The sequence below is a fragment of the Terriglobus albidus genome (assembly GCF_008000815.1).
GTDB classification, from domain to species: Bacteria; Acidobacteriota; Terriglobia; order Terriglobales; family Acidobacteriaceae; genus Terriglobus; species Terriglobus albidus_A.
On record NZ_CP042806.1, the window covers coordinates 1,071,616 to 1,097,899 of the forward strand.

The 26,284-nt window shown below is 60.8% G+C and carries 19 protein-coding genes; 10 read left to right on the top strand and 9 right to left on the bottom strand.

Annotation, left to right across the window (positions count from 1 at the left end; translation table 11 throughout):
* Window positions 1–370 precede the first annotated feature (370 nt).
* The 6 genes from FTW19_RS04410 to FTW19_RS04435 form a co-directional block, all read right to left on the bottom strand.
* Entirely contained in the window at window positions 371–904 is a 534-nt protein-coding gene (locus FTW19_RS04410; RefSeq protein ID WP_147646512.1) for a DUF4112 domain-containing protein, read from the bottom strand.
* Entirely contained in the window at window positions 901–1,782 is an 882-nt protein-coding gene (locus FTW19_RS04415; protein ID WP_147646513.1) for an outer membrane lipoprotein-sorting protein, read from the bottom strand. The genes FTW19_RS04410 and FTW19_RS04415 overlap by 4 nt, the downstream gene beginning before the upstream one ends.
* A 183-nt stretch (window positions 1,783–1,965) precedes the next feature.
* Window positions 1,966–3,402 (bottom strand): Asp-tRNA(Asn)/Glu-tRNA(Gln) amidotransferase subunit GatA, encoded by a 1,437-nt coding sequence (gene gatA, locus FTW19_RS04420; RefSeq protein WP_147646514.1) that lies wholly within the window; start codon window positions 3,400–3,402, stop codon window positions 1,966–1,968.
* Window positions 3,403–3,723: an Asp-tRNA(Asn)/Glu-tRNA(Gln) amidotransferase subunit GatC gene (gene gatC, locus FTW19_RS04425; RefSeq protein WP_147646515.1), complete on the bottom strand. Its 321-nt coding sequence runs from the start codon at window positions 3,721–3,723 to the stop codon at window positions 3,403–3,405.
* Window positions 3,723–4,025: a DUF721 domain-containing protein gene (locus FTW19_RS04430; RefSeq protein ID WP_147646516.1), complete on the bottom strand. Its 303-nt coding sequence runs from the start codon at window positions 4,023–4,025 to the stop codon at window positions 3,723–3,725. Before FTW19_RS04430 ends, gatC begins: the two co-directional genes overlap by 1 nt.
* Before the next feature lie 2 nt (window positions 4,026–4,027).
* Window positions 4,028–4,585 (bottom strand): D-glycero-alpha-D-manno-heptose-1,7-bisphosphate 7-phosphatase, encoded by a 558-nt coding sequence (locus FTW19_RS04435; protein WP_147646517.1) that lies wholly within the window; start codon window positions 4,583–4,585, stop codon window positions 4,028–4,030.
* A 34-nt stretch (window positions 4,586–4,619) separates the two neighbouring features.
* Between FTW19_RS04435 and FTW19_RS04440 the strand changes: the two genes are divergently transcribed.
* Complete coding sequence (locus tag FTW19_RS04440) at window positions 4,620–4,829, top strand: hypothetical protein (protein WP_147646518.1); 210 nt, start codon at window positions 4,620–4,622, stop codon at window positions 4,827–4,829.
* Window positions 4,830–5,220: 391 nt separating this feature from the next.
* Here the strand turns inward: FTW19_RS04440 and bamD are convergent, their stop codons facing one another.
* A complete protein-coding gene (gene bamD / locus FTW19_RS04445) occupies window positions 5,221–6,963 on the bottom strand; it encodes an outer membrane protein assembly factor BamD (protein ID WP_147646519.1) in 1,743 nt (580 codons plus the stop codon).
* Window positions 6,964–7,097: 134 nt separating this feature from the next.
* Window positions 7,098–7,796: a ribulose-phosphate 3-epimerase gene (rpe, locus tag FTW19_RS04450; protein WP_147646520.1), complete on the bottom strand. Its 699-nt coding sequence runs from the start codon at window positions 7,794–7,796 to the stop codon at window positions 7,098–7,100.
* Between the two features lie 227 nt (window positions 7,797–8,023).
* Here rpe and FTW19_RS04455 point away from each other — a divergent pair, with 227 nt between their 5' ends.
* Together FTW19_RS04455 and FTW19_RS04460 are read left to right on the top strand one after the other, a co-directional pair.
* The gene (locus FTW19_RS04455; protein ID WP_147646521.1) at window positions 8,024–8,974 is read left to right on the top strand and encodes a catalase family peroxidase; all 951 of its coding nucleotides are present in this window, start codon (window positions 8,024–8,026) and stop codon (window positions 8,972–8,974) included.
* A 191-nt stretch (window positions 8,975–9,165) separates the two neighbouring features.
* Window positions 9,166–11,316, top strand: coding sequence for a putative bifunctional diguanylate cyclase/phosphodiesterase (locus FTW19_RS04460; RefSeq protein WP_147646522.1), 2,151 nt, complete (start codon window positions 9,166–9,168; stop codon window positions 11,314–11,316).
* A gap of 537 nt (window positions 11,317–11,853) precedes the next feature.
* On the opposite strand, the gene FTW19_RS04465 is transcribed toward FTW19_RS04460, so the two are convergent.
* A complete protein-coding gene (locus tag FTW19_RS04465) occupies window positions 11,854–13,095 on the bottom strand; it encodes an excinuclease ABC subunit C (protein WP_147646523.1) in 1,242 nt (413 codons plus the stop codon).
* Window positions 13,096–13,159: 64 nt separating this feature from the next.
* Between FTW19_RS04465 and FTW19_RS04470 the strand changes: the two genes are divergently transcribed.
* From FTW19_RS04470 to FTW19_RS04500, 7 genes are all read left to right on the top strand, one after another.
* On the top strand, window positions 13,160–13,753 hold the full coding sequence (locus tag FTW19_RS04470) for a Uma2 family endonuclease (protein ID WP_147646524.1): 594 nt from the start codon (window positions 13,160–13,162) through the stop codon (window positions 13,751–13,753).
* Between the two features lie 438 nt (window positions 13,754–14,191).
* Window positions 14,192–14,902, top strand: coding sequence for a 50S ribosomal protein L1 (rplA, locus tag FTW19_RS04475; protein WP_147646525.1), 711 nt, complete (start codon window positions 14,192–14,194; stop codon window positions 14,900–14,902).
* A 68-nt stretch (window positions 14,903–14,970) separates the two neighbouring features.
* Window positions 14,971–15,582, top strand: coding sequence for a 50S ribosomal protein L10 (gene rplJ, locus FTW19_RS04480; protein ID WP_147646526.1), 612 nt, complete (start codon window positions 14,971–14,973; stop codon window positions 15,580–15,582).
* Between the two features lie 139 nt (window positions 15,583–15,721).
* Complete coding sequence (rplL, locus tag FTW19_RS04485) at window positions 15,722–16,099, top strand: 50S ribosomal protein L7/L12 (protein ID WP_147646527.1); 378 nt, start codon at window positions 15,722–15,724, stop codon at window positions 16,097–16,099.
* Window positions 16,100–16,826: 727 nt separating this feature from the next.
* Complete coding sequence (rpoB, locus tag FTW19_RS04490; RefSeq protein WP_147646528.1) at window positions 16,827–21,293, top strand: DNA-directed RNA polymerase subunit beta; 4,467 nt, start codon at window positions 16,827–16,829, stop codon at window positions 21,291–21,293.
* Between the two features lie 147 nt (window positions 21,294–21,440).
* Window positions 21,441–25,631: a DNA-directed RNA polymerase subunit beta' gene (rpoC, locus tag FTW19_RS04495; RefSeq protein WP_147646529.1), complete on the top strand. Its 4,191-nt coding sequence runs from the start codon at window positions 21,441–21,443 to the stop codon at window positions 25,629–25,631.
* Window positions 25,632–25,789: 158 nt separating this feature from the next.
* On the top strand, window positions 25,790–26,284 hold the full coding sequence (locus FTW19_RS04500; RefSeq protein WP_246153562.1) for an REP-associated tyrosine transposase: 495 nt from the start codon (window positions 25,790–25,792) through the stop codon (window positions 26,282–26,284).

Genomic DNA, 26,284 nt, shown 5'->3' on the forward strand with positions numbered 1-26,284 from the left:
TTGCTTCAAGAAGCCCGCTGTTCCACTCTTGGTTGCGAAAGTAAGTGACATTAGGCTTCAGCCCGCTGATAAAGGCGTAAAAGTAAATGGGCTGAACAGGCTGCGGAAAAACTCGATTTTCGAGAAGCGCAAAAAAACGATCGCGTCAGAAAGACCTATAAGCGATCCGGGGACATTGGGTGATGATTTTCTATCCCCAAATTTGACCCGATTATCCCCTCATATAGAGTTTTTCCGCAGCCTGTTAAAGCCCATTTTTCTGGATGCTGATTGACCGTGGCCTGAAGGCCACGGCGCCCACCTGGTTCGAGCTTTGCTCGAATAGTTAACCTCGGCAGAGTGTGGGTTTCTCGAATTTATCGGTACCCCTCTAACGCTGCCAGATCGGGTGCATGGGGATACCGAGGAGCCATCCCAGCAGCCAGATGGTGACTACCACCGGAACCGCGAGCAGCGCCAGGAACATGGCTCCCAGGACAAAGAGGAAAACCCAGTCCTTCCAGGTGTGCCGGCGAGGCTGGGCGATGTGGCGGGTCAGCAGCTCGTAGTTGCGGCGATTGGCCTTCCAGGCGATATCGAAGGCGTCGCCTATGAATGGAATTGCGCCCACCACCACATCGATGCCGATATTGGCCATCATGCGCAGCAGGCCCGCCGTAGGCACTCCGCGGGCCCAGGCGGCGATGACGATGACGGCGCTGGCAAGGCCGCTCAGCAGGTCGCCGATACCTGGAACCAGGCCGATGATGCCGTCGATGCCGAAGCGGATCGAAGTGCCGGGAATGCGGAACCAGTCATCGAGCACGCGGGCGAGGAACTCCAGGTTCTCATCCGAGAACGCACCCGAGCGGCCGATGCCGCGCGGGCGAAGCACTTCTCCGTAGGTTGCGGAACGCGAGTTCATTGCTTCGGAGGATTGGATGCCGGCGGAGCAGTTTGCGGAGGCGTTTTCTGCTGCTCCTCCTGCTTGCGTTTGTCGGCGCCCTCGGTCACGTCCTGACCTTCATAGATCAGGCGGATCGTCGAACGGAAGCGCTTGTAGTTGGTGTAGCGCACATACGAGCGGACATGCACATCCTCACCGATAGAACCGTCCTGCGCGGCAAAGTGCAGAATGCCCTCGCCCTTGGTGTAGGTGGGGAACCAGTACTTGCCGTCGATCTGCTCGTAGTACGTGGTGTAGGGAATGTGCAGGTCTTCGTGTCCGCGACGCAGGTCGTCGGGAACGGTCTTGCCGTTCACCAGCACGATCTGAAAGTCCTGCTGATCGACGTAGACCTTGCCCTGGAAGTAGCGCTGGTTCTTCTCGAGAGTCTTTGGCTCGGCGGAGAGCACGTAGGTGTCGAGCTCGTCGATCTTCTGCTTGCCGATGTACTTGATGTTGTACTGCGGCAGATCCTCGGCGGTGAGCACGAAGGGCAGCTTGCGCTCGATGTCCTGCACGTCCGAGGGCGACATGATGATGCGCTCCAGCGTGTTCTGCGGAGCGAAGACGACATTCTCCACCTGCCGGCCTTCTTTGCTGAAGGTGATGTCGGCCACCATCTGATACTCACCGTCGATCTTGTTCACATCGTTCAGGGTCTGGATCTTGACCGTGCGGCGGAAGCCGTAGTCCTCGCGCACCTTGGCGAACTCACTCTCGCGTGCGCCCATCTTCTTGACGATGTCGTCCGGGGTCAGGCCGGCGGGAGCTGTCGTGTCGAGCGGGCCAAAGCCTGAGTTCTGCGCAAAGACGGCCGAAGCGCAGAGAAGAACGAGGGCAGGGAGAAGGCGTTTCATAGGGACTATAAGGATAGACGCGAAAGGCAGTTCCTAGTTGCCAGCAAAGCAGTTTCCAGTTGCCAGTTAACAGTTGCCAGTTGAAAGATCAGGGCGTGGGTGAGGCACTATCTTGTGTCTCACCCACGCTTTAGGTTCTTACTGGTAACTGGAAACTGTTAACTGGCAACTCAAAGAGGCAACTTACTTCTGGGCGTTCTCCACTGCCTGAGCGACCCTGAGAGCCATGCCTTCGTCGAAGTGTCTGCCTAGAATCTGGACGCCGATCGGCAGGCCTTCTTTCGTGTTTCCGCAAGGGACGGAGACGCCGCAGATGCCGGCCAGCGATGCGGCAACGGTGTAGACGTCGGCCAGGTACATGGCGACCGGGTCGTCTGTCTTCTCGCCCAGTTTGAAGGCCGGGGTCGGCGTCATCGGAGTGACGATGGCGTCTACGTCGGCGAAGGCTGACAGGAAGTCGCGGGTAAGCAGGGTGCGAACCTGTTGGGCTTTCTTGTAGTAGGCGTCGTAGTATCCGGCTGACAGAGCGTAGGTTCCAAGCAGGATACGGCGCTTTACCTCGGCGCCAAAGCCGGCGTCGCGGGTCTGGCGATACATCCCGGTCAGCGTGGATGCGGACTTGTCGCGCAGGCCGAAGCGTACTCCGTCGAAGCGCGAGAGATTGCTTGAAGCCTCTGCCGTAGCGATGACGTAGTAGGTCGGAATCGCGTAGCGGGTGTGCGGCAGGCTGATCTTCTTGATCTCGCAGCCTGCGGCCTTGAGGTCGGCGATGGACTTCTCGACCGCCGCGCGGATCTCGAGATCAAGACCCTCGCCGAAGTACTCCTCGGGGACACCGATCTTCAGGCCGGCGACGGGCTTCTGGCTCTCAGCCACGTAGTCGTTGACCGGAGTGTGCGATGCGGTCGCGTCCATGATGTCGGAACCGGCCATGACGCCCAGCAGGGTGGCGGCGTCCTTCACGTTCCTGGTGAACGGTCCGATGCGATCGAGCGACGAGGCAAAGGCGATCAGGCCGAAGCGCGAGACACGGCCCCAGGTGGGAAGCAGGCCAGTCACACCGCAGAAGGCCGCGGGTTGGCGAATGGATCCACCGGTGTCGGTGCCCAGGCTGGCGACGCAAAAACCTGCAGCAACCGCCGCAGCTGAGCCACCCGAGCTTCCGCCGGGAACGCGATCCAGGGCACGCGGATTATGCACCGGGCCGTACGCGGAGTTCTCGTTCGAGCTCCCCATGGCGAACTCGTCGCAGTTCAGCTTACCCAGCAGGACAGCGCCCGCGGCTTCCAGCTTGGCGACGGCGGTGCAGTCATACGGCGGATGGTAGCCTTCGAGGATCTTCGATCCGGCAGTCGCGGGCGACCCAACCATGGTCAGCACGTCCTTGATGCCGAGGGGAACGCCTGCGAGTGGAGGCAGAGGGTCACCGGCCTTGGCCAGCGCGTCAATCTTTGCAGCCTGCGCCAGGGCACGGTCCTTCGCCAGCGAGAGATAGCTGTTGATCTCGCCGTCCTTTTGCGCGATGCGCGCGTAGTGAACTTCGGCGAGTGCGGTGGCGGTGGTCTCACCGCTGGTCAGCGCGGCGCGCGTCTGGTCGATGCTCAGGGTTTCAAGATTCATTTAGCGCTCAATCACCTTCGGGACCTTGAAGAAGCGGTGGTCGGCTTCGGGTGCTTCCCGCAGCACCGCGGTCCGGTCAATCGAGGGGCGCACGAGGTCTTCCCGCAGCGCATCGGCGGAGGCTTCGACCTGTCCGCCGAGGATCTCGCTGACCTGCGCCATCGGCGGAACTCCGGCCGTATCCAGCTCATTCAACTGGTCGATGTGGCCAAGAATGGCGTTCAGGTCTTTCTGCATGCGGACGACTTCGTCGTCTTTCAGCTCGAGCAGAGCCAGCTCGGCCACGCGGCGTACGACGTCAAGGGTTACCGTCTCACTCATCACTTCTGAGTATAGCGAGGCCGCTCCTGGCCCGACACAAAGCGCAGGCCAGTCACGGAGACACCGGCGACTTTCTTCAGGTCGCCTACCAGGCGTCCGCACATGGCTTCAAGCTGAGGCCGCCATGCGGGGTCGTCCACCTGCAGGATGACGGTGCCTTCTTCGTATGCGGTGACCTGGCTGTGCGAGGCAATGGCGGAGCCGGCGACGACCGGCCATGCGGCCGCCAGCCGGTCGGTCTCGCTGAGTGTTCGCAGCGACTTCCCCAGGGTATTGCGCAGCACATCCCGCATCCGTTCCATGACTACACCTTCTGATATCTCTCTGCGATCCAGCGCTCGACCTCGGCCAGGGATTCGATGGCCGTATGCGGCTCGCCGCAGCCGGCCTCTTCCGTTCCCCGAATGAGGAAGACCTTTTCTATTCCTGCAGCATGACCGGCGGCAAGATCGGAGCAGCGGTCGCCCACCAAAATACTTGTGGCAAGGTCGATGCCCAGCTCGCGCTCGCCCTTCAGCAGCATTCCCGGGCCGGGTTTGCGTTCGTCGCATTCACGCTTGTATTCACCGACACCGTGCACCGGGTGATGGGCGCAATAGTAGACCGCATCGACGTCGGCCTGCTCGCGGTCGAGCTCGGCACGCATCCAGACCATCAGTTCGTGGAACTGATCCTCGGTGTACATGCCGCGGGCGATGCCGGCCTGGTTGGTGACGATAGCCACCTTCATACCGTGCGCACGGGCTGTGCGGATGAGCGACGTAATGCCGGGCATCCACTGAACCTCAGGAATCTTATGCAGGTAGCCAATTTCGACGTTTACAACGCCGTCACGATCAAGAAATAAACAGGGAGGAGCCACACCTAAGGATATACAGGCATCCGGGATAACACGTGTGCACTCCTACCCACGCATGGCGACGACACAACAACAGGAACGCGATGCGAAGGTAACTCCCTCGGGCCCGAAGGGTGATAATCCGGCGACTGCCGGGCCGGGGCAGACGAAGGTGAACTCCAGTACGCCGGAGAATAAGGCCGGAGAGATCGATCCGGCGGCGCCGGGTGAGACCGGTACGACGCCGGGATCGACGAAGGCGCCGTAGGCACGGGGAATCCAAAGGGAGACAACAGGTACTCCATGGCTTTATTGCTACATCTTTCTAACGAAAGAGAAAGCCTGGAGCGCATGCCGCCCTATCTTTTGGAACCTACTGGGTGGGAGCAGCGGGCTTCAGCCCGCTGACAAAAGAGTCCTCAAAAGGAATGGGCTTTAGCCCTGGGCCTTCTGTTTCCTTCAGAGAAAAGGCCAGGGCTTCAAGCCCGTTCCATATTGCGCCAATAGACCGTGGGCTGAAGCCCACGGCTCCCACCCAGTTTCGCCGGAACCCGATATCCCACCCATCGCGTTGCGATGGATGGGGCACCCGGTGCATGGGTTACCCAAAAGCAAAAGCCCCGGCGGACCGGGGCTTTTGCGTGAGTCGTAGAAAGTGCTTAGAAGGGGTTGATCTTGCCCAGACCCTTCTTCTTCTTGTTCTTGGAGGAGCTCTCCTCGCTCTTATCGATCGAAGGCTTTGCAGCCTTCTTGCCGTTGGCGGGCGCCTGCTGGGCTGCAGGTGTCTTCTGGCCAGGGGCGATATCGTTCACGGTGTCTTCCGCCGCTGCAGGCTTTTCTACCGGGGGCACTGCCTGGTTGTTCTCGGCGCCACCGACGGCCTTCAGACCGTAGGTCCGCGGCGTCTCGCCGGCCTTGGGTGTCACAATCTCCAGGCCAACTCCGGTTCCGGTCGCTCCTGCTGCCGGGGCGGCCGCCGGAGTCGTCATGTTGACCGCTCCTGAGTTCGGAGCTGAGCCATCAGCCGGGTTGTTGATGTCGTTGAAGCCGAGCGGAGTCGCGGGCGCTGCCGGAGCGCCAGGCTGTGCTGCCGCCGGCGTTTCAGAGGCTGCGGCTTCGGGAGCCGCCTTGACTGCCTTGGGAGCGGCTGCTGCCGATGCTCCGGGGTTGAGCGCTTCGCGGAAGGAGTCTTCGACAAACTTTGCCACTTCGGGCGCCAGGGTGGGACGCGGATCGGCCATGGTGGGCTCACCAACCGTCGCGGTCTGGACGACGTCTGGGCGGCGCAGGAACATGATCTTGGCGATATCGAGCAGCTTGTACTGCGAGCGGCTGTTCTCCAGTGCCTGGCTGGCTGCTGTCTGTTCCTGGGTGGCCTCGGGCTGCGGACGGTTCAGGGCGGCGATACGGTCGCGGGCATCCTCAACGTGATTCGAAGCGGAGTGCTCGGTCACGGCCTTGGTGTAGGCGGCCATCGCGCGGTCATCGAACTCCTGCTCCAGCTTGGCCTTCGGTCCCTCGGGAAGATTGGCTCCCCGGACGAAACGCGCCTGCGCGGCATAGCCGTCGCCGATGCCGATCAGCACCTGATCCATTCCGCTGTAGAGCGGATAGGTGTCGGCCACTGTCTGGTAGCGTGCGATCGCAGCGGCCCAGTTCTCGTGGGAGGCGTAGAACAAGGCGACCTCGGATTCACGGGTAGCCAGTACTTCCTGTACCTCACGCAGACGCTGCTTGGCCTGCGGCACCAGCGTGGACTGCGGGAACTGCTGAATCATGTTCCGGTACTCTTCCTGCGCGTGCATGGCCTTGGTGTAGTCGCGGTCAGGCTTATCCATCTGGCGGAAGTAGATGTCGCCGACGCGCATCTGGGCCTCGGCGGCCTCGGGCACGTTGGGGAAGAAGGTGATGAAGTCCTTGTACTCGGCCTCGGCCTGGGCCAGGGCGGCGGAGCCGCCTTCCTTGTACCAGCTATCGGCGACGGCCAGCTTGGCGCGCATCTGGTACTGCGAGTCCGGATAGGTATTGAGCATGGTCTGCAGGTCCAGGCGGGCGACGTCGAAGTGGCCCTTGTTCAGGGCTTCGAGCGCCTTGTCGTAGAGCTGCTTGTCGGGCAGGTTCTTGTCCACGTCGGCCAGCGGGTTCCGCTTCAGGCGCTTCTTCTCGGCTGCTTTGGTGTCTTTGGACTGCTGAACCTTCTGGTCCTTCTTGGACTCCTTTGGTTCGTCGCCTTTGCGCTTCTTTGCCTGCTTGCCCGTGGAGAGCGTGACGCTCTCAGACTGTGAACCGTCAGGATTCGTGCCGGCCGCCTGCGCGTGCAGGCTCAGTGAACCGGCCAGAAGGGCCGCAGCCACGGCGGCGGAAAGCGGTGCGAAACGGGTCGAGAAAACAAAACGGCGCATGCAACCTCACTGCTCTCTGGATGAGAAAGCGCAACCTTCCCCGGCTTAGCGGGCACGGTAGGAAGGTGTGTTTATTTTAGACGGTCAGATGGCGAGATGGGATATGGTCCGGATGCTTTTGCAGTCACCCGGAATTATCTGCCTGACGTGGCCAATTCAGTCTTTCGCGCCAGCTCGGCCTTCCTTGCCAGATCCAGCAGGCTACGGGCGTCCTCGACGGCCTGTCCGCGGCCAAAGACCGAGGTGCCGGCGACCAGCAGCTCGGCTCCGGCCTTAACCACGCTTTCTACCGTCGTGTGGTCGATGCCGCCGTCGACCTGAATGCGGAAGTCCAGGTCGCGCTCCTGCCGCATCTGGGCCAGGCGCTCGATCTTTTTCAGTGTGCCGGGGATGAACGCCTGCCCTCCGAAGCCGGGGTTTACGGTCATCACCAGGACGTGATCCACAATGTCCAGCACATCGGTGAGAAACTCCACCGGAGTCGCCGGATTGATCACAACACCGGGCTTCATGCCGTGGCTCCGGATCAGCTCCAGCGTGCGGTTCAGGTGCCGGCACGCCTCCCACTGCACGCTCACCCAGTCGGCGCCGTTGTCGGCAAAGGCTGGGATGTAGGCATCGGCATTGGCGATCATCAGGTGGCAGTCGATGGGCAGCGCCGTCGCCTTGCGCAGGCTATTCAGCACCGGCGGCCCGATGCTGATGTTGGGAACAAAGACGCCATCCATCACATCGAAATGGACCACCGTGCCACCGCCTTCTGTGGCTTTAGCGACGTCATCAGCGAGGTGGGCAAAGTCGGCCGCGAGGATGGAAAAGCAGAGCTCGGTCACAGGTTCGAGTGTACCAAGCGTCCGCCCTATCTCTGTGCACGTTTTACGCCGCCTGTGCACGTTTACGTCTGTGCGCGGGCAGATGGAGTAAGCTGCCTCTACCCACTTCAAATAGAACGGCTTCGGCCGGAACCAAGCGGCTTCGGCCCAAACCAAATGGCTTCAGCCAGAACCAAGTGGCTTCGGCCAAAAACCAAGTGGCTTCGGCCAAGGAGATCGATCCCCCTATGCCTCTTCCGAACGATGAACGCGTCGTCGACCTCGCCAACCGTATTCTTGCCCAGTTTGATACGCTCTTCGGTCTTCATCCCGGTTTCCGTGCTGCTCACGCCAAGGGGCTGATGCTGACCGGCTCCTTTACAGCGGCGCCTGAGGCTTTGTCCCTGACCAACGCGCCTCATGTCTCCCGTCCGTCGACGCCGGTAACGGCACGTTTCTCGAACTCCACCGGTCTGCCGATGCTGCCGGATAGCGTGGCGGACGCTAATCCGCGGGGCCTGGCGATCCGTTTCAACCTGGCGGAGCACGTCCACACCGACATCGTCAGCCATTCCATCGATGCCTTCCCCACGCGTACGGGCGACGAGTTCATCGAGCTGCTGAAGGCCATCGGCGCCAGCGGACCCGATGTTCCCTCACCCAAGCCGGTTGAGGTCTTTCTTGGCTCGCATCCGGCGGCGCTGGCGTTTGTCCAGGCTCCCAAGCCCTTCCCGGTCAGCCTGGCGACCGAAAGCTACTTCGGTGTGACCGCGTTTGCCTTTACCAACGCGCAGGGCGAGACGAAGTATGGCCGCTATCGCATCGTTCCGGAGGCGGGCGAACACTTCTTCAGCGATGAGGAAGGAGCAAAGCTTGCTCAGGACTATCACTATGACGAGATCGCCGAGCGCGTCTCCAAGGCGCCGATCAGGTTCCGGATTCTGGTGCAGGTTGCCGGCCCGGAGGACACGGTCGACGATGCAACGGCGCACTGGCCGGAGTCGCGTCCGCTGGTGGAACTGGGTGTGGTGGAGTTGAATGCTGTCCTGCCGGACTCCCTGGCACAGCAGAAGCACATCATCTTCGATCCCATTCCGCGCTGTGAAGGCATTGAGGCGTCTGCAGATCCGTTGCTGGAGCTGCGGGCAGCCATCTATCTGCTGAGCGGCCGCCGCCGTCGTGCGGCGCAGCCGGCGTAGACAAAGGCTTTGCGCTTGCCTGGGGCTTACTAAAGATACGCTTGCAACCCGTCCGGAAGCTGGTTATGGTGTTTGTCGCTGCTTGTACAACGGAATTACTTGCACGACTCTCAAACTGAGTTTGGGTTTTGAAACGAAGCAGCGGGAGACTCTCCCGCTGCTTCAGGACAAGACGGCCGGGAGGTCTTTTGATGCGCTGCCCCTCCACCCTGGTCGACGAGTCTGGACGACTGCGGGCGCTGGAGGAGTACGCTCTGAGCGAGCGGCTCGGTCTTCCTGCGCTGGCGCCGGTTGTCCGTCTCGCGGCTGAGATGTTCCAGATGCCGATGTCGGCGGTCAATTTGATCGGCGAACAGCACGTCTTCTTCGCTGCCAGTTACGGTATTGATGGTTTCGACATGTCGCGCGACGTGTCGTTCTGCGCGCATGCCATCCTGCAGGACGATGTCATGGTCGTGCCTGACGCTACTCATGACGTCCGCTTCCACGACAATCCATTGGTGACTGGTGAGCCGGGAATCCGGTTTTACGCCGGGATGCCTCTGCGTTCGCCCTCCGGACATGCCATCGGCGCGCTCTGTGTCATTGACCGGGCGCCGCATGCGACCTTCGCGGAACGTGACCAGGAACGGCTTCGTGAATTCGCAGCACTGGTCAGCGACAAGCTGGAGCTGCGCAGGCTGGAAGTAGCACACCAGACGAGCCGGTTTCAAGAGATTGCGGCTACATCTCCGGGGCCTTTGCTTGGCTTCAACCGGAAACTTGAGCTGACCTTCTGTAATAGCGCTGCGGCAGCCGTTCTGGGAGCTGCGCGTGAGACGTTACTCGCGAGACGGATTGGTGAGATTCTGCCGCGTCTGGATGAAAGGCGGATTCTGGAGTTTATCGGCAATGTAATCGCCACCGGAGTCTCGCAGCATGTCTCCATCGAAACCCTTGCGTTGCGTCCCGAAGGCTCAATGCTGCCGGTCGAGGTTGTGTTCTTCACCTGGAAGGAAGAGGGAGAAGAACGTTACGGCCTGATGCTGACCGACATCACCGAGCGGCGGAATCATGAGCAGGAGCTATTCCGGCTGGAAAACTTCGACAAGCTCACCGGCCTGGCCAATCGCAAGGTGCTGCGGCATGAGGTTGCCGGCGCATTGGAAGAGCACGTTGCCCTCGCACTGGTGGCGATCGATCTGGACAGCTTCAAAGACATGAACGACACCCTCGGATACAAGGCGGGCGATGAGGTGCTGCATGCATTGTCAGAACGGATGACCCGCCTGCTGAAACCGGGTGACATGCTGGCCCGCATGGGCGGCGATGAGTTCGCCGTGCTTCTTCGCGGACGCGAGCTTCCGGCAGTCCGCGCATTTGCGAACACGCTGTTGACCACCGTCGGCAAGCAGCTTGAGGTCGCCGGCCATCGCATCCGTGTCACGGCGAGCTGTGGCATCGCGCTCGCCGCCGAGCAGCGGGACGACGCGGAGGAGCTCCTGGGAAATGCGGACCTGGCCCTGTACCAGGCGAAGACGCTCGGCCGTGGTCACGTCTCGGTCTATCTGCCGGCGCTGCGGCAGGAGGCGATCGAGCGGCGGCAGTTCGACGCCGAGCTCCATCATGCCGTCGAGAACGAGGAGTTCGAGCTCTTCTATCAGCCGCAGATTCATCTACAGACCGGCACCCTGGTGGGAGCTGAGGCGCTGATTCGCTGGAGACATCCTCAGAAGGGATATCTGGCGCCGGCGGCGTTTCTTCCGCTGCTGGAAGCCAGCTCTCTGGCTGGAACCGTCGGGACGTGGGTGTTACGGAGAGCCTGTGAACAGGCGTCTCTCTGGCGCCAGAGAGACGAAGGCAGATTCCGCATGGGAGTCAATCTCTTCGCCGCCCAATTCCTTACCGGTGACCTGGTGGAACAGGTGCAGCAGAGTATCGACCAGTATCATCTGCTGCCACGGAACGTGGAGCTGGAGATCACCGAGAACATCATCCTGAATCAGGACGGGACGATTCTGGACACATTGAGGCAGTTGCGGGAGGCCGGGGTCTGCATCGCATTCGACGATTTCGGTACTGGCTTTGCTTCGTTGAGCCTGCTGCGCGATTATCCGGTCACGCAGATCAAGATCGATCGCAGCTTTACCAGCAACATGTGCTGCTCCACGCGCGATGAGGCAACGGTGGCCGCGACGATCGGTCTGGCACGGAACTACGACCTGGATGTGATTGCCGAGGGCATCGAGACCGAAGAGCAACTACAGAAGCTCAAGCGGATCGGGTGTGATGAGGGGCAGGGATATCTGTTCGGGAAACCAATGCCTGCGGTGGAGTTTGAGAAGAAGTTTCTGGCGTCGTAGAGCCCATGAACCGGGTGCCCCATCCATCGCAACGCGATGGGTGGGAGATTTGTGGGACGGCGAACTTTGGTCCGCTAGGGTGAAGTATTCGAGCGAAGCTCGAACCGGGTGGGAGCCGTGGGCTTCAGCCCACGGTCTATCGGCTCAGTATAGAAATGGGCTTTAGCCCTGGGCCTTTGCTGATCGACAGAGAAGGCCCAGGGCTAAAGCCCGTTTACTTTTATGCCTTAATCAGCGGGCTGAAGCCTAATGTCACTTACTTTTCAGTTTCCATAGGAGTTGAGGCCCCCAATGCGTTCCGATTGCACTACGGAACTCTTAGGGGGTGAGCTGGAAATGAATGTGAGTTTAGTTTTCACTGAGAAAACGGTACCGGCCTTGGTTCCTGCTGTAGGGTTTGGCAACCTAATTTCTCTCCATTTGCTTCAAGAAGCCCGTTGTTCCACTCTTGGTTGCGAAAGTAAGTGACATTAGGCTGAAGCCCGCTGCCCCCACCCGGTTCTAGCCATCCCTAGAGCTATTTTAGGCCTAAATGGATTAAGCGATAGTCTCCGGTGCCGTCACTACCCGATTCCCCAGCGCGGCTGCGCCGTTCAGCATGCGGCGCCATGGCCAGTCCTTGTCGGCGAAGAAGATGCGTCCGGTGCGGGACTTCTCGGGCCGGTAGTACCAGCGCTTCAACAGGGCGAGATGATCACCCAGCAGCGCCATATCGGCGGGTGTTTTAGCGCGCTTCTGAAGCCGCTGCAGCAGATCGCGTAGACGGTCTTCCGGCCCAGCGGCCTCGGACTCACCTTCCAGGGCGACAGGTTGCAACGTCAATGGCTGGGCGAAGAGGGAGCTTCCTGTCTCTTCCTGGGCACGGGCGGCGCGGATATCGCGTGTCGCGAAGATCTCCGGACCGGTGAGGCAGCCGCCGTGGACCAGAAAGACGGTAACCTCGCCTTCTCCGCAGGGCTGCAGCAGCACAGCGCGCAATCGAGGCAAGGCCGTGACCAGTTCGGGAGCGAGGTCGGCGGCGGACTTCACCTTTTGCCAGCGGGCATGAAGCTCGGCGGCGCGCTCGAACTCCATCGCGGCCGAGGCATCGTCGCGCTCCTGGGCCACGGTGGATAGGAGGGATTGGCCGTCGGTCTCCAGAAAGGCGCGGACACGCGTGGACTCGTCGGCGTACTCCTCCGGTGTGCACCGCTGCTGGCATGGGGCCAGGCACTTCTTCATCTCGCCGTAGACGCAGCCCGGGTGCTCCGGATAGGGTTCAAGCTCCTCCCAGCAGCGGCGCAGCTTGAAGAGATCGAGCATGGCATCGGCGTAGCGTTCGGCGGCGGCGCGTGAGGGGAAGGGGCCGTAGGTCTCATTGAGGGCATTCTTCGCGAGCCGGTTGGTGACATAGACCCGGGGAAAGGCGTTTTCGGCGACGAAGCGGACGGTATAGGGAACGAAGAGCTTGAGCCGCTTGCGGGCCTCCGGAAGGGAGAAGAAGGCGGCGGTGGCCTGATAGAGGCAGAGCAGGCTTTCGAAGTCGCTGCCGGCGGTGGTCCACTCGACGAAGGCGACACGGTCGCGCAGGTTCAGACGGCGGGTCTGTCCTTCGGCTGGGGCGAGCAGGCGGGCGGCGCGGCGGCGCAGGTTGGCAGCCTTGGTCAGGTAGGGCTGCGTGGTCTCGTCGGCTCCGCGCAGGGCCAGGACACCGGCTGATTCCGGCAACTGGCGCAGGGTCTCCTGGGCCGTATCGGCCGAGAAGGAGACGCGGTGCCTGAGGTGGAACGCATCCGGCATAAGCGCGATTGTACGGTGCGGAGATATCGGTCCGGAGGGCGCGGGGCGGGGTTAGACTCAACGCATGCAACTCTCGCTCGACAAAGTCGCGATGCCCGCACGGCTTACTCCCTCAAAGCCGATGACGGATGCGGAACTCCTGGAGTTCTGCGCGACGAATGACTTCTATCAGATTGAGCGTGAGCCGAACGGGGACCTGAGTATCATGACTCCTTCTGGGGGAAGCACTAGCCATCGGAATGTCTACATTGCACGCATGCTGGATGAATGGGCGGAGAAGTTCGGTGGCGTCGCCTTCGATTCGAACGCTGGATTTGTTTTGCCGGATGGCTCGATGCGCAGTCCGGATGCGGCATGGATCGAGGGAGAACGCTGGTGGGCGCTCTCTGAACGCGAGCAGGAGGTATTTGCTCCGATCACTCCGTACTTTGTGATCGAGTTGCGGTCGCCGTCGGATAAGCTTCCTGAGCTCGAAGCCAAGATGGAGATGTGGCTCGCTAACGGGGTGCAACTGGCGTGGCTGATTGATCCTCTGCGGAAGACGGTTGTGATCTACCGTCCCGGTCGAGAGCCTGAGGAGCAGGAAGGGCATACTTCTGCTTTCGGTGAAGGGCTGTTGGCGAGTTTTGAGTTGCCCCTAGGCCGGATTTGGAGATAGTTCGTTCCGATGTACCCACATCTGCTTCGCAGATATGGGGCACCCCCTTTCTAAGGGGACGAGAGCCTTCCCGCTGGCCTAGATGCTGTATTTCATGTCACATCCGGCTTCGGCTGCCTCAAAACTAGTGCAATGGCGCGGGTTTTCGTCACATTTGCTCTTCTGCGAAGGGTTGACACCCCAGAAATTTTCCACCATACTCGTAAGAGTGCCCGGGCCATAGGTCCGTGGCACATGTACCACGGCCGAACGACCGACCCCATCCAGCAGTTGTCGTACCAGCAATTCCGGGGGCGGTTCCGCGAGAAAAAAGGTCGCGGCGGGTGAACCTAAGTCAGGTGAGCAACAAATCTCTGGCTTCCAGCGGGCAGAAGCAACATATCAGCCCGGTTCACCCAAGGGTTCGTGCGGTGGGAGACTCAAGAAGGATTACAGTCGATGGCTAAGAAGCTTTCCAAGAATGTCGCGAAGGCGCGTGCGGCCGTAGAGCCCCGCCCCTACACTCTCGCAGACGCCGTTTCCCTGTTGCAGAAGGTCAAGTTTGCCAAGTTCGACGAGACCGTCGATCTGACCATGCGCCTGGGCGTTGATACCCGCCACGCCGACCAGATGGTCCGCAGCACCGTGGTTCTGCCGCATGGTCTGGGTAAGACCAAGCGCGTTGCCGTCATCACGACCGGCGACCGTCTGCGCGACGCAGAGGCAGCGGGTGCCGACTTCTTCGGCGGCGAAGAGCTGGTGGAGAAGATTCAGAAGGAAAACTGGACCGATTTCGACGCCCTGATCGCGACGCCCGACATGATGAAGTCGGTCGGCCGCCTCGGTAAGGTGCTCGGTCCTAAGGGCTTGATGCCCAACCCGAAGACCGGAACGGTCACCACTGACGTGGCTGCCGCGATCAAGGAGATCAAGGCCGGTAAGGTTGAGTTCCGCGCCGACAAGACGGCTCTTGTGCACGTCCCGGTGGGCAAGCTCTCCTTCGATCAGCAAAAGCTGGTTGAGAATGCCATGACCGTGATCACCGCCGTCGTGAAGGCGAAGCCTTCCGCTGCCAAGGGCAAGTATGTGAAGGCTGCCTATGTCAGCTCCACGATGGGTCCCGGGGTTCAGCTGGATTCGTCGGTAATCGACGCCGCCGGCAAGGCATAAGGTTTCCGCCGCTGAACAGCGGCTTATGAATTCTCGCCGGGATTGAGCCGGCACAAAGGATTTTCACCATGGCAGTGTCCAAGGCAAAGAAGCACGCAACGGTCGAGTTCCTCGCGAAGGATCTGGCCAACTCCACCTCGGCGATCGTCGGCACCTTCTCGGGTCTGACGGCGGGCAAGGATTTCTCGCTCCGCAAGACCATCCGCGAGGCGGGCGGCAAGTATCACGTCATTAAGAACAAGCTGGCGCCGAAGGCGGCCGCCGGCACCAAGATTGAGGCTGCACTGCACGGTCTGAAGGGCGTCAGCTCGGTTGCTTATACCGAGGGCGATCCGGTCGCTCTGGCCAAGGCGCTCTCGACCTGGGTCAAGGACAACGCTGAGTTCACCTTTAAGCTGGGCATTATCGACGGCAAGGTGATCACGGTTGCCGAGATCGGCGATCTGGCTGCCCTGCCCGGCAAGGAAGAGATCTTCTCGAAGCTGCTCTTCCTCATCAATGCTCCGGCACAGCGTCTGGCGACGGTCATCAATGCGACCGGCCGCGACCTGGCGGTTGTGATCAACCAGGGCGTCGAGAAGGGCAAGTTCGGCGGCGCGGCCCCGGCTGCTGCCGCAGTGGCAGAGCCCGAGACGCAGGCCGAAGCGGCTGCAACCGAGGCTCCGGCCGAGGGCGCGTAAATCAAGTTTCGCTGTCGCGACGGGGCGCTTGTCTGGGCGCATCGGAGCCTGTCGAGGATGGCAACCGGAGTGGAAGTGGGCTCCGGAAAGTAGTAAGCAGTAAACAAAATTTCAAGTTCAGAAGTACTGGAGAAACAACATGGCGGACATTCAGCAGTTGGAAGATCAGATCGTTAGCCTGAGCCTGCTCGACGCGGCGGCTCTCGTCAAGAAGCTCGAGGAGCGCCTCGGCGTCTCCGCGGCAGCCGCGGCCCCTGTGGTCGTCGCTGGCGCCGGTGCGGGTGCTGCTGCTCCCGCGGCCGAAGAGAAGACCGAGTTCACCGTCATCCTGAAGGAAGCCGGCGCGAACAAGATCAACACCATCAAGGCTGTGCGCGAAGTCACCAGCCTGGGCCTCAAGGAAGCCAAGGACCTGGTCGACGGCGCTCCGAAGCCCTTGAAGGAGAACGTCTCGAAGGACGAAGCGGCTGCCGTTGCGAAGAAGTTCGAAGGCATCGCGGCTGTCGAGATCAAGTAACTTCTCGCCTTCGGGCGAAGGGTTCTGGCGGACTCCGGGCTGCGGCCCGGAGATTCGTCTGTGAGACGGATTTCGGCTCGCACCCAGCACTTGCACTTCCAAAGCGGAAGCGGTATCCTCTATGGATGAGGAGACCCGCTCCTGCCTGGGTGTGCGTAACGGGGCAGATGGGCTCGCGACGACTTTCCGGTCTCACCGATACTCGACAAGATCAGGATTTACTCCCGGCCCACCAAGGGCCGGTCATGCAGAATGCGTGAGCGGCGAGCGCACCGGCATGGTACCCCGAGCAGTAATCATTCGCGGCAATAGCTTTCGGAAGGGCGAACCGAAAGCAGGCGGCAGATATTTACATCGAAAAGATTCAGCTAGTGCACAAGCCGGTCGTTGCGCTCTTGGGACTCGTCGTCTCTAAGGGCGTTTTGCCGTCTTTGCATCCGGGCAGCAGATAGCGTCTCTCTGCGCTGCTCGCGCTTGTTATAGCAGAATTCACTGCCGGGCAGCCAACAAAATTCAGGTTTCAAGGTCGAAGTTTCGCCACTTCGGCGCAGCATCCTGCGCATGGACCAGTCCGGCAACCGAGGACGGGCGGGTCTGAACAGCGCAAACATCCGGGCGGAATCTCAGAAGCTTGAGTCCGCCGCCCCTTCGGAAGGCATTGCGGGTTAGATGCGACGCAAAGCCAACCGGAGGCCTCGGAAGGCACGAAGTCAGGAGCAAACACACGATGTCCAGCGAATTGCGCGCGGTCCGTAGCCGTCTCGACTTTTCCAAAATCCCTACCGCTATCCAGATCCCGAACCTCATCGAGGTCCAGCGCCGCAGCTATGAGCGTTTCCTGCAGATGGATAAGCTGCCGCAGGAGCGTGAAGATAACGGCCTGCAGTCGGTCTTTACCTCTGTCTTTCCGATCACCGATTTCCGGAACGTCTCGGAACTCGAGTTTGTCGACTACTCCATCGGCAACTGGGAGTGCAAGTGCGGTTACCTCAAGGGTCTGAATCACCTGCGTACGGCCTGCGTCAACTGCGGCCACATGGTGATCACTGACCCATTCCACCCGGGCGATGTTCTTTGTACCTTCTGCGGAACCTACAACAAGAACACCCCCGACTTCTGCACCAAGTGCGGTGACCCTGTCGGTCTGCAGCTGAAGTATGACCAGGCTGAGTGCGAAGAGCGCGGCATGACCTTCTCCGCTCCGTTGAAGGTGACCATCCGCCTGAAGATCTACGACAAGGATCCGGATACCGGCGCCAAGACCCTGCGTGACATGAAGGAGCAGGAAGTCTTCTTCGGCGATATCCCGCTAATGACGCCGAACGGTACCTTCATCGTGAACGGTACTGAGCGCGTTATCGTCTCGCAGCTGCACCGCTCGCCCGGTGTCTTCTTCGAGACTGCGAACAACCGTACCTACTTCCTGGGCAAGATCATTCCCTACCGCGGAAGCTGGGTCGAGTTCGAGTACGACCAGAAGAACATTCTGTATGTCCGTATCGACCGTAAGCGTAAGTTCCTGGGCACCATCTTCCTGCGTGCTCTCGGCCTGCGCACCGACGAAGAGATCCTGAAGACCTTCTACACCGTGGACACCATCAACGTCCGCGACCAGAAGCTGTTCTGGAAGGTAAAGGAAGAGGGCGCCACCAATCTGCTGGGTTCGAAGCCGGCGGCTGTGGTGAAGGTGGATGGCAACGATGTCGCTCATCCGAACCGCAAGGTTTCCCCCTCGATCCTGAAGCAGATCCGCGCCGGCAAGGTTGCTGACGTTGAGGTTGAGACCGCCGAGTTCGACGCGTCGATCTTCGCCGCTGACGTTGTCGACCTGACGACGGGCGAGCTGCTGTATGAGGCCAACCAGGAGGTCACCACCGACAAGCTGCACAAGATCGCGCAGTCGGGTGTGACCAGCATCGAGGTCTTCTTCCCGGAGCGCGATGATGTGGGCAACATCATCACCAACACGCTGAAGCGTGACTCTGTCCGCAAGCCGGAAGAGGCGCTGATCGAGATCTACCGTAAGCTGCGTCCGGGCGACCCGCCGACGCTGGACACTGCCACGGCTCTGTTCGAGGGCATGTTCTTCGATCCGCGCAAGTACGACTTCTCGCGCGTAGGCCGTCTGAAGTTCAACATCAAGCTGTATGAGAACGCCGACGCCACCGAGCTCGACAAGCGCACTCTTACGCCCGAGGACTTCTACGGCACCATCCGCTACCTGCTGAAGCTGCGCAAGAACATCGGCGTGGTGGACGACATCGATCACCTGGGCAACCGCCGCGTCCGCGCTGTAGGCGAGCTGATGGAGAATCAGTTCCGCATCGGCCTGGTCCGTATGGAGCGCGCCATCAAGGAAAAGATGTCGGTCTACCAGGAGATGTCGACCGCGATGCCGCACGACCTGATCAACGCGAAGCCGGTTATGGCCGCCATTCGCGAGTTCTTCGGATCGTCGCAGCTCTCGCAGTTCATGGATCAGACCAATCCGCTGTCAGAAATCACGCACAAGCGCCGTCTGTCGGCCCTTGGGCCGGGCGGTCTGTCGCGTGAGCGCGCGGGCTTCGAAGTCCGTGACGTGCACCCGACGCACTACGGCCGTATCTGCCCGATTGAGACGCCGGAAGGTCCGAACATCGGTCTGATCAGCTCGCTGAGCTGCTTTGCCCGCATCAATGAGTACGGCTTCATCGAGTCGCCTTACCGCAAGGTGAAGGACTCGCAGGTACTGGACTACGTTGCTGTGACCAACAGCGGCGAGTCGGGTCTGCGCGTGGGCGATGTGCTCGAGGTCAACGATGCCCACAAGCTCGCTGACCAGCTCAAGAAGGACAAGAAGCGCGTGCTTGAGGTTGAGCCCTACAGCTTCTACCTCTCGGCCTGGGAAGAAGACCGTCACACCATCGCGCAGGCGAACATTGACCTGGATGGACAAGGCGTCATCACGGAAGACCTGGTGAATGCCCGCCGTCAGGGCAACTTCGTCCTGGTTCCGAAGGCTGAGGTCGACTACATCGACGTTTCGCCGAAGCAGCTGGTCTCCGTGGCCGCATCGCTGGTGCCGTTCCTTGAGCACGACGACGCGAACCGCGCTCTGATGGGAGCGAACATGCAGCGCCAGTCCGTGCCGCTGCTGGTCGCCGAGGCTCCGCTGGTCGGTACCGGTATGGAGGGCGTCACCGCCCGCGACTCCGGCGCCGTCATCCTGGCCAAGCGTAACGGTATCGTCGACTCGGTCGACTCCGAGCGCATCATCATCCGCGTTGAGGGTGAGCATCATCCGACACAGCTCTCGCGTGAGGTTGGTTCGGATATCTACCAGCTCATCAAGTTCAAGCGTTCGAACCAGAACACCTGCATCAACCAGAAGCCGGTGGTTCGTAAGGGCGACCGTGTTCTCAAGGGCCAGGTCATCGCTGACGGTCCTTGCACGGAGCAGGGCGAGCTTGGTCTTGGACGTAACGTGCTGGTGGCCTTCATGCCGTGGCGCGGTTACAACTTCGAGGACGCGATCCTGATCTCGGAAAAGCTGGTCCGCGAGGACTACTACACCTCGGTGCACATCGAGGAGTTCGAGATCGAAGCCCGCGACACGAAGCTTGGACCGGAAGAGATCACGCGTGATATTCCGAACGTCAGCGAGCACGCTCTGCGTGATCTCGACGAGTCGGGCATCATCCGCATCGGCGCCAAGGTTGGCCACAACGACATCCTGGTCGGCAAGGTAACGCCGAAGGGCGAGACTCAGCTCACTCCGGAAGAGAAGCTGCTGCGCGCCATCTTCGGTGAGAAGGCCGGTGATGTTCGTGATGCTTCGCTCACCTGCCCTCCGGGCATTGAAGGTACGGTCGTTGACGTCCGCATCTTCTCCCGTAAGGGCCAGGAGAAGGACGAGCGCGCCAAGGCAATCGAGCAGGAGCAGATTGAGAAGCTGGAGAAGAACCTCGGCGACGAAATCCGCATTCTGACCGACGAGCGTCTGAAGCGCCTTGAGAACATCCTGGGCGGCAAGGAAGTCCAGGCTGATCTGCACGACGAGCGTACCAACAAGAAGCTGCTCTCGAAGGGCGACATCCTGAACCGCGAGACCATCGAGCTGATCTCGACGCGTAACCTGAAGCGTATCCGTTACAACGACAAGGATCCGCGCGTCAACGAGCAGATCGATGAGATCGAGGAGATGACCTCCCGTCAGATCGACGTTCTGCGCAAGATCACGAACGAGAAGATCGGCAAGCTGCAGAAGGGCGATGAGCTGCCTCCGGGCGTCATCAAGCTGGTCAAGGTCTACATCGCCATGAAGCGTAAGCTTTCGGTCGGTGACAAGATGGCAGGCCGCCACGGCAACAAGGGTGTTATCGCCCGTATCCTCCCCGAAGAGGATATGCCGTACCTGCCCGACGGCACCCCGATGGAGATCGTGCTCAACCCGCTCGGCGTACCGTCCCGTATGAACGTGGGACAGATCCTCGAGACGCACCTCGGCTGGGCCGCGCATACGCTCGGCGAGCAGGTGGCGGAGCTGGCCAAGAAGGCCCAGGACGCCGCTGAGGTTCGCGAGATCTTCAAGGCACGCTTTGAGGGCACGGCTGCTCTGAACCAGCTTCTGGAGCTCGACGACGAGCAGACTATGCGCGTCGCCGCCGGCATGAAGCGTGGTATCTGGTTCGGCACCGCGGTCTTCGACGGCGCTCGCGAAAGTGAGATCAAGGCTCTGCTCAAGTCAGCCGGCCTGCCCAGCTCGGGCAAGTCGCAGCTGCTGGACGGCATGACCGGTGATGCGTTCGAACAGCCGGCGACTGTGGGCTATATCTACATGCTCAAGCTGTCGCACCTGGTCGACGACAAGATCCACGCCCGCTCGATCGGACCGTACTCGCTCATCACCCAGCAGCCGCTCGGTGGTAAGGCGCAGTTCGGCGGACAGCGCTTCGGCGAAATGGAAGTGTGGGCGCTGGAAGCATACGGCGCTGCTTACATCCTGCAGGAGCTGCTCACCGCCAAGTCCGACGACGTCTATGGCCGTACGAAGATCTACGAGGCCATCGTCAAGGGTGAAGCTGCGATCGAGCCTGGCGTGCCCGAATCGTTCAACGTGCTTATCCGCGAATTGCAGTCGCTCTGCCTTGATGTTGAACTCATCAAGCTCGACGGCAAGAAGGCTCCGGTGCCCGCAATCGCGGCGGCCGACTAACGAAGGTGGCGGTCACCGAAAGGTGATCGCCCACCCGCTCAAGATCTGGTAAGTACCGGCAACGCGGTCCGCCAAAAGTGACCGCAGTGAAGTGAAACCAAAGACAGTGAGAGGAAGTTGAGCTCACTGCCACGGAGACTGAAGATTATGTTCCGCTCCAGCCCTTTTGAACTGACTGGTCCCATCACGGACTTCGACGCTATCCGCATCTCGCTCGCCAGCCCGGAGAAGATCCGCAGCTGGTCGCACGGCGAAGTGACCAAGCCCGAGACCATCAACTACCGTACCTTCAAGCCTGAGCGCGACGGCCTGTTCTGCGCCCGCATCTTCGGTCCGATCACGGACTGGGAGTGCCTGTGCGGCAAGTACAAGCGCATGAAGCACCGCGGTGTGATCTGCGACAAGTGCGGCGTTGAGGTCACACTGTCCAAGGTCCGCCGTGAGCGCCTGGGCCACATCGAGCTGGCTTCGCCCTGCTCGCACGTGTGGTTCTTCAAGGGCCTGCCCTCGCGTATCGGCCACCTGCTCGACATCTCGCTGCGCGAGCTCGAAGCCGTGCTGTACTTCGAGTCGTATGTCGTCATAGATCCAGGCGACGCTCCGGTGAAGGAGCGCGAGATCATCAAGGACGAAGCCAAGTTCCGCGAGCTCGATCAGCAGTATCGTCCGAGCGGCTTCAAGGCCATGATGGGCGCCGAGGCGATCAAGGAGCTGCTCAAGCGCGTTGAAGTCAACGAGCTCGGCATCGAGCTGCGTGAGCGCATGAAGCAGGAGCAGTCGCTCCAGAAGAAGCTGAAGTACGCCAAGCGCCTGAAGGTGGTTGAGGCTTTCCGCAAGAGCGACAACAAGCCGCAGTGGATGATCCTGGACGTGATTCCGGTGATCCCGCCCGAGCTTCGTCCTCTGGTGCCGCTGGACGGCGGACGCTTTGCGACCTCAGATCTGAACGATCTGTATCGCCGCGTGATCAACCGTAACAACCGTCTGAAGAAGCTGATGGACCTGCACGCTCCTGAGGTCATCGTGCGCAACGAAAAGCGCATGCTGCAGGAAGCGGTAGACGCGCTGTTCGACAACGGCCGCCGCGGCCGCGTGCTGCGTGGCGCGAACAACCGTCCGCTGAAGTCGCTCTCTGACACCCTGAAGGGCAAGCAGGGCCGCTTCCGTCAGAACCTGCTCGGTAAGCGTGTGGACTACTCCGGCCGTTCCGTAATCGTGGTCGGCCCTGAGCTGAAGCTGCACCAGTGCGGTCTGCCGAAGAAGATGGCGCTTGAGCTCTTCAAGCCCTTCATCTATCACCGTCTGGAGCAGACCGGTCACTGCACCACCATCAAGCAGGCCAAGGAGATGGTTGAGCTGCAGGAGCCCATCGTTTGGGACATCCTGGAAGAGGTCATCAAGGACCATCCGGTGCTGCTGAACCGCGCTCCAACGCTGCACCGCCTCGGCATTCAGGCCTTCGAGCCCGTGCTGGTGGAAGGTAAGGCCATCAAGATCCACCCGCTGGTCTGCACCGCCTTCAACGCGGACTTCGACGGCGACCAGATGGCCGTGCACATTCCGCTCTCGCCTGAAGCTCAGGTCGAAGCCAGCGTGCTGATGCTCGCGTCGCACAACATCCTTTCGCCCGCCAGCGGCGCACCGATCACGGTGCCCACGCAGGACATGGTGCTTGGTCTGTACTACCTGACCAAGTCCAAGGTCGGCGCCAGGGGCGAAGGCCGCACCTTCGGCAACATCGAAGAGGTGCTGATGGCCCTGCACGCCGGCGAAGTGGAGACGCTCTCGCCGATCCGTCTGCGCTACTCCGGTACTGTGCTCGACATGACGACCGCGTACGACGATCAGGACCTGCTGCACACCGAGCCGGTGGAGTACAACAAGCAGTACATCTCCACCACCGTGGGCCGCGCCATCCTGAACGACGCTCTGCCTGACGGCATGCCGTACGTAAACGGCCTGCTGAAGAAGAAGGGCATCGGCCAGCTGGTGAACTACAGCTACCTGAACCTCGGTCTCGAGACCACGGTGAAGGCGCTGGACCGCATCAAGGAGCTGGGCTTCCAGTACGCCACGCGTTCTGGTCTGTCGGTTGGTCTGGACGACATGGTCATCCCGGACTCGAAGTACACCGTTGTGCACGACGCTGAAAAGCAGGTCATCGCGCTGCAGCAGCAGTATCTGGACGGCGCTATCACCAACGGCGAGCGTAACAACAAGGTCATCCAGCTGTGGTCGGGAATCACCGAAAAGGTGGCCGATGAGATGTTCGGCAACATGAAGCGCGCCGATAAGGAAGGCGCCATGAACCCGATCTACATCATGGCCGACTCGGGCGCTCGTGGTTCGAAGCAGCAGATCCGTCAGCTGTCGGGTATGCGCGGTCTGATGGCCAAGCCCTCGGGCGAAATCATCGAAACCCCCATCACGGCGAACTTCCGTGAAGGTCTGACCGTGTTGCAGTACTTCATCTCGACGCACGGCGCACGTAAGGGTTTGGCCGATACCGCTCTGAAGACCGCTGACTCGGGTTACCTGACCCGCCGTCTGGTCGACGTGGCGCAGGACGTGATCATCAGTGAGAACGACTGCGGCACTGTTGAGGGTATCTACGTCACCCCGATCATCGAAGCCGGTGAGACCATCGAGCCGCTGCGTGACCGTATCATCGGCCGCGTCTCGCTCGAGAAGCTCAAGGACTTCGAGGGCAACGTCATTGTCGAAGTGAACCAGGAGATCGACGAGGACAAGGCTTCCGCAATCCAGGCCGCCGGCGTGGAGCGCGTGAAGATCCGCTCGGTGCTCACCTGCGAGTCGCGCCGCGGCGCCTGCCAGCTCTGCTATGGCCGTAACCTCGGCTCCGGCAAGATGGTTGAGATGGGCGAGGCCGTCGGTGTTATCGCGGCACAGTCCATCGGTGAGCCTGGAACGCAGCTCACGATGCGTACCTTCCACGTCGGTGGAACGGCATCGCGCGTCAACGAGCAGTCGCACCTCGACGCCAAGAATCCCGGTTCCGTGCGCTTCATCAACCTGAACACGGTCCGCTCCAAGGACGGTGGCCTGGTTGCCATGAATCGCTCCGGTTCGATCGCCATCCTCGACGAGAAGGGCCGCGAGAAGGAGCGTTACGCGATCCTCTACGGTGCGAAGCTGCGCGTTGAGGACGGCCAGCAGGTCGAGCTCGGCGCCACCCTCGGCGAGTGGGATCCGTATACCTTCTCCATCGTCACCGAGGTTGGTGGTACGGTGCAGTTCAAGGACCTGCAGGAAGGCATCACGCTCAACGAAGAAGTGGACGAAGTCACCGGCCTCTCGCGCCTGGTGGTTACGGACGCTCCCGACGAAAAGCGTCAGCCCACGCTGCTCATCAAGTCCGACAAGGCCAACAAGCGCTACCTCATGCCTTCGCGCTCGCACCTTATGGTTGCCGATGGCGATGAGGTCTTCCCGGGCGATGTGCTCGCGAAGATTCCGCGTGAGTCGACCCGTACGAAGGACATCACCGGCGGTCTGCCGCGTGTTGTGGAACTCTTCGAGGCCCGTAAGCCGCGCGAAACGGCCACCATCAGCGAGATCGATGGCGTGGTCCGGTTCGGCGACGTCACCAAGGGTCAGCGTAAGATCTACGTCACCGGCGACAACGGCGAGGAGCGCGAGTACTCCATCCCGCGCGGTATCCACGTCAACGTGCAGGAAGGCGAGCGCCTTCGTGCCGGCGACCAGCTGATGGACGGTCCTCTCAATCCGCACGACATTCTTGCCGTGCTGGGCGAGCGCGAACTGCAGATCTACCTGGTGAACGAGATCCAGGAAGTCTACCGGTTGCAGGGTGTGGCTATCTCCGATAAGCACATCGAGACCATCGTTCGTCAGATGCTGCGCTGGGTGAAGATCGAGGATGTGGGCGATACCAACTTCCTGCTGGAACAGCAGGTGGACAAGTTCCGCTTCCGCGAGGAGAACGACAAGGCCATCGCCAACGGTGGACGTCCGGCAATCGGCCGCCCGCTGCTGCTCGGTATCACCAAGGCGTCGCTGTCGACGGAGAGCTTCATCTCCGCAGCCAGCTTCCAGGAGACCACGCGCGTACTTACCGAGGCTTCTATCAACGGAGCCATCGACAACCTGCGCGGTCTGAAGGAGAACGTCATCGTCGGCCGCCTGATCCCGGCCGGTACGGGCATGGAGTACTACCGCAACGTCCAGCTCTCTCCGGAGCTGGAAGAAGCAGCTGCCCGTATCCAGCAGGAAGTCCAGGAAGCGCACGACGCCGAAGAGCGCGAGCTCGAGGCAATGCGCATGGAAGGCGAACAGGAAGAACTCGCCGCCGAATAGGACTACGCGTCCAGCGAGACGCACCTGCGGTGCAAAACAGAAGGGCCGGCGAAAGCCGGCCCTTTCTTCGTGTGCACATAGATTCTCCTTAACCCATGCACCGGGTGCCCCAGGTCCCTCGGGGACCTGGGCCCGGCCTTTCACAGAAACATCCTTTCGTGAGATATCCTTGGCGCGTGACGCTCGGGATGTTGCGGATCCAAGACGAAGGGGACAAGCACTTCGTGACGGTCAGTTGTTACGAACGAAAGCCTTACTTCAATAAATCCGAACACTGTGAATTGTTTGAAGACGCGCTCGAACGGATGCGGGAGAGATATCAATTCGAGATCTTCGCGTATGTCATCATGCCAGAGCATGTACATCTTCTGGTGTCAGAACCAAAGGTGGGTCTGCTATCCGATGCTATGAAGGCGATCAAGCTTTCGGTAACGCAGCGGAGTATGTGGACCCGGTTCTGGATGCCGCGATATTACGACTTCAATGTGTACTCGGGACCGAAGTACAAGGAGAAAGTGAAGTATATCCACCGCAATCCTGTGACTCGGGGTCTCGTTTACGAGCCCGAAGAGTGGAAGTGGTCTAGTTATCGTCACTATCTGACCGGAGAGATCGGCCGTGTGGAAATAGCCTCGGAATGGGCAAGACGGTGA